The sequence below is a fragment of the Xanthomonas vasicola genome (assembly GCF_000772705.2).
GTDB lineage: Bacteria > Pseudomonadota > Gammaproteobacteria > Xanthomonadales > Xanthomonadaceae > Xanthomonas > Xanthomonas vasicola.
In genome coordinates this window covers 1-7110 of record NZ_JSBW02000078.1, presented here as the reverse complement: position 1 = coordinate 7110, position 7110 = coordinate 1, and the positions used below count along the sequence as shown (strand labels likewise).

Sequence of the window (7110 nt, the reverse complement as noted above, 5' to 3'; positions counted from 1 at the left end):
CGCTGGCTGCTGCGCTGGATCGCGTTTTTGCGTGCCTGGATGCGGGCGATGGAATGGCCATCCTTTAGCCACGTGCCGCTGTCACAGACGGCACGGGGCGCTTGAAGGGGATTTTTCAGGGACAACTAAATGGGGGCGTTATTGGGGGGAAAGAGCAAGCCGGCCCTTACAAGTTGGACGCGCGCTATAACCGTCAGAGATTGGTCGCGCGCATTGAAGCGGTTGCGGCTTATTCGGACCGCATCCAAGTGCATGGCCTTGATGCGCTAAAGCTATTCTCAAAAATAAGAAGCAAGCTTCCCAAGAAAACGCTGATTTACATGGATCCACCTTATTACGTTAAAGGGTCTCAGCTTTACCGAAATTGCTATGGGCATGATGACCATGCTTTGGTTGCCCAGGCAGCCAAGCGGCTGGAGCAGCCTCTTGTGATCACCTACGACGACACTTCTGAGATCCGTAAGATTTACAAGGGGATGAAGTCGACGCTTTTCTCGCTTACCTACTCAACGCATCTGGCCCGCCCATTGGCGAGCGAGGTGCTTTTCTACAACAATCTCACTCTTCCAATGCCCCCTACGCTTACGCGTCGCATGGCCCTGAGTGAATGCGCTTAAGAAGGAAATAGGCATGAACGGACTTCTTACTCAAGTTTTGTCGAATACTCCGCTGTCACGGCTGATCGGAAAGCCTAGCCAATCTTTCGTTGGCTACGTCTATCGTATGTCTTACGACGAGTGTTTGATTCAGACAAACGACAAGTTCAAGCATGAAGTCAACGGCTTGCCTCACAATTCATTTCTTGTTGCCGCTGGGTTCGATCCAGAAAAATTTTCCGAGTCTTTTGAGGTTGACCGGGAGGTGGTGTTGTTGCGTGTGCTCGGCCCATCGCCGTTACCTCAGGACGGAGATATGGTTCGAACACGCATCGAGCATCACCAGCGACGTTTGGAAAATGAGCGTTACCCGGGCGATAAAAATGATGGTCTTGACCCCATGACAGCCAACGAGTTGCAATGGGGTGGCATGCGCTGTCGAGTGCTCGGAACCTTCTATACCGGTCCTGACGGACAACTACGCCTGGGGAGTGATCTGGAAAACTTCATGAGCTTGTCAAGGATGCGCGCTTACAAGCCGCGCGCCGAAGCCTTGGAAATGATCGTCAATCACATGAATCCGGAAGTCAAAGCCAAGGCACAGGAAGAGGCTAAGAAATCAGGATTTGAAGAAGCGCCCCGACCGATTGACATTGGTCAAGTTCGTTACACCTCAACCGATCGGTTGCATAGAGGCAAAGACGAGGTGCGTGTCCCAGTGCGTATCCAGCCCGCAGACTTCTTGGCGCGGCGAACAGCAGTATTGGGAATGACCAGAACTGGTAAGTCCAATACGGTAAAAACGACTGTTTCTGCCGTCGCATTGGCCGCTTTAAAATCGAATATTCATGTGGGTCAGTTGATCTTCGATGTCAATGGTGAATACGCAAATGCTAATCATCAGGACGACGGGAGCTCTATCGCAGCGGTTTTTGGCCAGGAGCGCGTGGTCCGTTACCGAGCCATGACCACCCAGGGCTTCGAGGATCTCCGGACCAACTTCTATCAGGAGCCCGCGCAGGCAATTGGTTTGATTCAATCGCTCTTTCGAGCGACTCCCTCGTCCTACTCTGGCCAAGATCTGGAAGCCTTTATGGGCACATCTTTGGAAGAGCCGAGCGCACAGGACAAAGGAGATCACGTGCGATGGGAGAGGCACGTCGCGGTCTTTCAATGCATTCTCTCAAAGGCAGGTTATCGAGCGCCATCAAACTTCGTCGTCAAAGTCCCGCTTAGCAAGGCCTTGGTCAAGCAGGTAACTGACACAATCGATGGAGTTCATGCCCCGTCTTCCGAGAAATCTTCTCTTGAAGATGCTTGCGTCTGGTTTGAGGCCATACGTTTGGCTAATCGAACCCTGAAAGAACGGCAAAAGGAAGAAAGTAAACCCACGATTGGTTTGGAGTCCTCGACCAAAGGAAAGTCTTGGGTAGATCCCACGCTTGAGGCTCTTTTAAACATGCTTGCGCGTGAGAACACGCGCGGCCAACCATTCGGAGGCTACAGGGCTGTTCAAGCGTATACCCCATACCACTCTGAACGCCGTAGCGCCGATGTAACTGTGGAAATCATTGCCCATCTATCAAAGGGTAAGATTGTTATACTTGATTTGTCGGTTGGGCCGGTTGAAATTCGCGAAGTTTTGTCTGAGCGCATTGCGCGTCAGCTCTTCGAGCGTCAGATGAGCGAACTCAATCAAGGGAAAGTTCCACAAAATGTTGTGCTTTATGTTGAAGAAGCTCACAACTTGATTGGCAAGAAATCCGAACTCACTGCCACCTGGCCGCGCATTGCCAAGGAGGGTGCGAAAGCAAAGATCGCATTTGTCTATGCAACTCAAGAACCATCCTCTGTCCATCCGAACATTCTGGCAAATACAGAGAACTGGTTCGTTACGCACCTAAACAACGATGACGAGCTGCGAACGCTCGGGAAATTTTACGACTTCGGTGATTTTCTGCCGTCGTTGAAGTCTGCTCAAGATGTAGGCTTTGCCCGGATTAAAACCCTCTCAGCGCCCTTTGTGATTCCTACGCAGATCAATCGCTTTACGCCTGAGCAGGTTCGCGAAGAAATGCGGCAGCTCGGTGTGGATGCTGGTCAGCTTGGACTTGGAGTTGTTTGACGATGCCCTACCCAGGTGAACCGGCAGGTAAAGGCGGGCATGCGGACTTTGTTCGCAACCCCGATGTGAACACATTTTTGAAAAGCTGTGCTTACCTTCGACAACCTTCCGAACAGGAAGCCGCAAAAATTGGGGCTTTATTTACTACAGCCCCCAGTAGCCCGGAGCCATTGCTACCACGCATGGTCATCGCCTCAGATGCCAGTAAAAGTGACACGCCGATAAGTGAGCGGCTGCCCAGCACGCAGATCGGATTCTTAAAGGTTAGCCACGTTCTTGTGAATATGGAGAAGTATGCTGGTCTGGTCCCCGCCGGAGGCCGCTTCGTTGACCCTTTTCGTGCTGCTGAGATCCACAGGGAGGCGCACCCAGTTACTTTTACAATGCCAGGAAGCAATGTTCGTTATAAGGGAAGCAAGGGTGTTAAAGACGGCTTCCGGCATGCACTTTTCGATCATCTGCAGAGAGTGGGGAGTGAAAGTCACCGTGGTCAGACCCTGCTAAAAACCTTGCGTGACCTAGAAGTAGGTCACATTAGTTTATCCAAGTGTCCAAGTTGCCAGGAAGGAATTTCTCTAGTATTTGATGGTGCTGCCAACGAGCTTTCCTGTCCGCTCTGCTCGGCTCCGATCTATATTAGTGATTCCCTCCGCCTACACGAAGGGATCAGCGATTTTGGCGACAATAGTTCAGCGATGACCCGCATGATGAATGCAGTCGAGCATCTGATGCTTGCTTCTTTCGTCAAGCAAGTCCAGATAGAAGACGTTTCTCGTCTTTCTGATCTTTCTTTTGTGGTGGATGGGCCTCTGGCAATATTCGGTGAGCCCGCAAAACTTTCCCAGCGCCTTCAACGTTTGATATACCAAGTCAACGAAGAGCTTGCGTGTCGGAATCTTCGGCCCATGCTTGTCTTGGGTCTTCAGAAGACTGGGGGTTTGATGGATCACGCAAAGTTGATTGAAGAGCATATTAGACCTGGATCGTTGCGGGTGGTTGACGATGAGTATCGAAATCAATACATCACTGGTGCTGAATCACCGTCTGATAACTTCGGCAATGAGACTTATTACGGGCAGGACTTTCTATTTCGAACTGAAAGTGGGCGGATTTTCAACTTTGCAATACCCTATCCGTTTCAAGACAAGACCTGTGCTAAAGGTGGATCGGGGTTTTCCAAGGCTAAGGTCGAGTCGGTGCGTTATGGGACCTTGATCCAGCAGGCCTGCGACCTCATTAGGCATTTCGAGATGGATTTGTATGAAAGTGCAATCGTTCCCGTTGCACTAGCGCATCGTCACGCCTCGATTAGCCTATCCCCTGGAGGAAAGGTTTTGGATCTGATGGTTCGAGCTGGATTGAAATAATCGCGTTTGATGGTTGGGAAATTCTACGTGGCTTCTCTAGCGAGGTGCTCTTTTCAGCAGGCGTATTGGCGTAATGAAGACGTGGCGGTAAGATTCTTGGTCAGCTGAGAGGTAGTGGAATGTTGCATATGGAATCGACAACCTCCGGTCGTCCAAAGTCCGGCGAGTTTTTCATCCTTGAGGCGGGCAAGATAAACGGGCCGACCAACGGCGTGGTCTTCGAAAATTTAGACCGGCTGCTTTCGCCACCGCGGTTGATTCTGCTCCCCGAAGGCGGCGGCTTCCCACCCCTTCGCGAGACCCCGCGCTTGGTCTACAACCCCAGCAAAGGCCCGCCACCTTTGGACCTAGAACCTGGGTTCAGCGGCTACTGGCTGGTGTCTGAGCGGCTCCAGCAAGTCATGGCAACGGTCGATCCCCACGCGTTTGCATTCGCAGAAGTGGACTACCGCCTTGCCGACGGTAGTGCTGGTCCGCGACATTTCCTTTGCGACGTGGTCCAACAAATCGACGCGTTGGATGAAGTGGCCTCACAACTCTTTGTTGACACCACAGAGCCGTTCGTTAACGGCAAGTTCTACGATCTGACGGGCGGGGCCAGCGTTACCTTTGACCGCCAGCGTTTGGGCGACGCTCACGTGTTCAAGACCCCTTACACCGGTGCAGTCTTCTGCGATCAGGTGTTCAAGGACGCCGTGACGGCGGCCGGAATGGCGACCGATACTGACGCCGACGGCCTTTGGCTGATCGACGCTTCGGATATCTAGTCGCGCAAGCCCGACGGTTTAGGAAGGAACCCGACCCATGCCTCGCAGCAGGCCTGTTTTCCAAGACCACCACGCCATCGAGCAACAGACGCTGGATCGAAGCCCCTTGCTCAAAGCGTTGTCGAACGCGGGGCATTTCGATATTCACGCGCCGGAGAACCGACTGTTCCTGCCATCGAACCCCGCGTTTGCGCAGACCCTGGGCATCACCCCGCATAGCGGGGGGCCTATCGCTGACTACCAAGTCGGGCTACGGCAGAGGTTATGGCGCTTGGAGCAGACCCCTGACGGAGTGGGAGCGCTAGCGGGCGATGCGGATGCTCTGGAGCGCATCGCCGGGCGTGTGGAAACGCTGCGCGATACCGTCCGTGTGGGCCTCATTCGAGGCGACCTGCACACCAACGCTCCATTGGGGTTGAGGCCTGACGACATTCGTCCAGGCGTCCAGAACTTCTTTCGCAACGAAGTCGCTTATGGGCAAGCCCATGCCGTGCAACTTCATAGTCTGAAGGGCTATGCGGCGGTGGATAACGGCTGGGCGGCAGTGACGCATACCGAAGCCCGTGTGGCGAGTACGCTCCAGCATATCCAGAGTGTCCCCAACCCTCTGACCCGTGGTGGCGCGGCCGAGCTTCAGCGACATGGTCTGTCTCAAGCCATCTCAAACGCTTACCACGGCGGACGCTTGACCATATCGCCGAGGGGCGTGGCCCTGGTTGAGAACACCTTGGGCAAGGAAGCCGCCAGGCCTTTGCGAGTTCCTCGCGGTCAAAGCGGCGCCGCTTCCATGGAAGTGCTGCTCGGCACGGCGTCGGCCAGCACCTTGGTGCGCTCGGGCGGCTTGTTGGCGACGGGGGCAGACGCAGTGCTGACCGCCCGCCGCTCGGCCGAGTTGCTGGAACAGGGCAATGCCACGGCCGCGCAGTCCGAGGTCACCCATGCATTGGCCCGTAACGTCGGCGGCTGGGCTGGAGGTGCATCCACGGCAGCAGCGCTGGGCGGCAGCGGCTTCGTGCCTGCGGCGTTGGTGGTCGGCGATGCGCTGTTGATGAGCAAGACGTTCGACAAAGGCGCGGATCTGCTGGACAACCGCGCCATCTACCACCAGACCGACAAAGCGGGCGTGGAGTGGCAGTTCAACGGTCGCAATTGGCAGCGCGAAGCGGCCATCGACCTCGCTCCGGATGGCCGGCGCACGAGCGGCGAGCAGCCCGTGGTGGCCAGCTACGAGAAATCGCGGGAACTGGGCGCGCTTGCCAACGCCAAGGCAGTGGAGTTGGCGCTGGGCAAGGCCCCGCCGCCCCAGGACCCGTTTAACCTCCCTGCACGGGCCAGTGACCAAGTCGGGTTGGACAACCAGAACTGGCACCGCAATCCCGAGAGCCAAGCATGGGAGCGCCAAGTCAAAACCGCCGTGTCCGGTGCCAACGACCGGGGCAGCTACGAGCACCAGATCGCCTCCCCGGAGCGCGCGCAGCAGCTCAACCAGGAAGCCCTTGGCCGCATCGAAAGCAACATTGCCACCGGGCGCGAAGCCATCGCGGCCGCCTACTTGGAAAACCATGCTGCTCAGCGCGCCCAGGCCTATGGAGTGGAGGTGCAGGCAGCCGTGGAAAACGCCCTCGCCAAGCAAAGTCTCGTGCTGGGACACGACGGGCAGGTCTACCAGCGGAACGAGGCTGGGCAGTGGGCCGGCAGAGATGGGGCGGCCACTGGCAATCTGGCGGTCGAACTGGAGCTGACGAATCAGGTGCGCCAGCCGTCGTTGGAGCGTGCCCATGAGACCCTGGCAGCGATTCAGGCGCTTCCTGCGCCAACCGCTGCGCAGATGGAGCGCAACGAATTGCTGCATCGTTACCGGGCCGCAGGCGTTGATTTGAACGTTAATCCGGAAACCCAACAGGCCGTGAAGTTGGCCTCGCAGCGGACCATAGAGGCCAACGGCATCGCTGGGCCGACGATGCAGCAGTTGCAGCGCAATGCGTTGGGGCAATACGGCTACGACAGCCCCATCGCACACCTCCAGCTCGGCAGCGATGGGGTGACTCGCGTGGTGGCCGTCACCAGCAGCGAGGACATCCGGCAGGCGTTGAGCGAGGCGCAAGGCAATCGGCTAGAGCCGCCAAGCCTAGGGAAACTCTGAACAACTCCCCTTGATCCTGCGACAATCACACAGACGCAACGGACAACGACGATGCAACTGACCTTCGGCGATGCGGAGTACAACGGCAAGCGCAAGCGGACGCGGCGTGAGG

Annotated in this window: 5 protein-coding genes; all 5 read left to right on the top strand. The window is 56.0% G+C overall.

Going from position 1 to position 7110, the window contains the following annotated elements; all coding sequences use genetic code 11:
• The first annotated feature begins 101 nt into the window (after positions 1-101).
• The 5 genes from NX05_RS18615 (at position 102) to NX05_RS23985 (ending at position 6998) form a co-directional block, all read left to right on the top strand.
• On the top strand, positions 102-617 hold the full coding sequence (locus tag NX05_RS18615) for a DNA adenine methylase (protein ID WP_249027786.1): 516 nt from the start codon (positions 102-104) through the stop codon (positions 615-617).
• Between the two features lie 13 nt (positions 618-630).
• A complete protein-coding gene (locus tag NX05_RS18610; protein ID WP_033836758.1) occupies positions 631-2721 on the top strand; it encodes an ATP-binding protein in 2091 nt (696 codons plus the stop codon).
• A gap of 2 nt (positions 2722-2723) precedes the next feature.
• Positions 2724-4088, top strand: coding sequence for a DNA double-strand break repair nuclease NurA (locus NX05_RS18605; RefSeq protein WP_039431891.1), 1365 nt, complete (start codon positions 2724-2726; stop codon positions 4086-4088).
• Positions 4089-4216: 128 nt separating this feature from the next.
• Positions 4217-4855, top strand: a complete 639-nt coding sequence (locus tag NX05_RS18600) for a DUF1629 domain-containing protein (protein ID WP_039431892.1) — start codon at positions 4217-4219, stop codon at positions 4853-4855.
• 37 nt (positions 4856-4892) lie between these two features.
• Positions 4893-6998, top strand: coding sequence for a hypothetical protein (locus tag NX05_RS23985; protein WP_230597689.1), 2106 nt, complete (start codon positions 4893-4895; stop codon positions 6996-6998).
• Positions 6999-7110 lie beyond the last annotated feature (112 nt).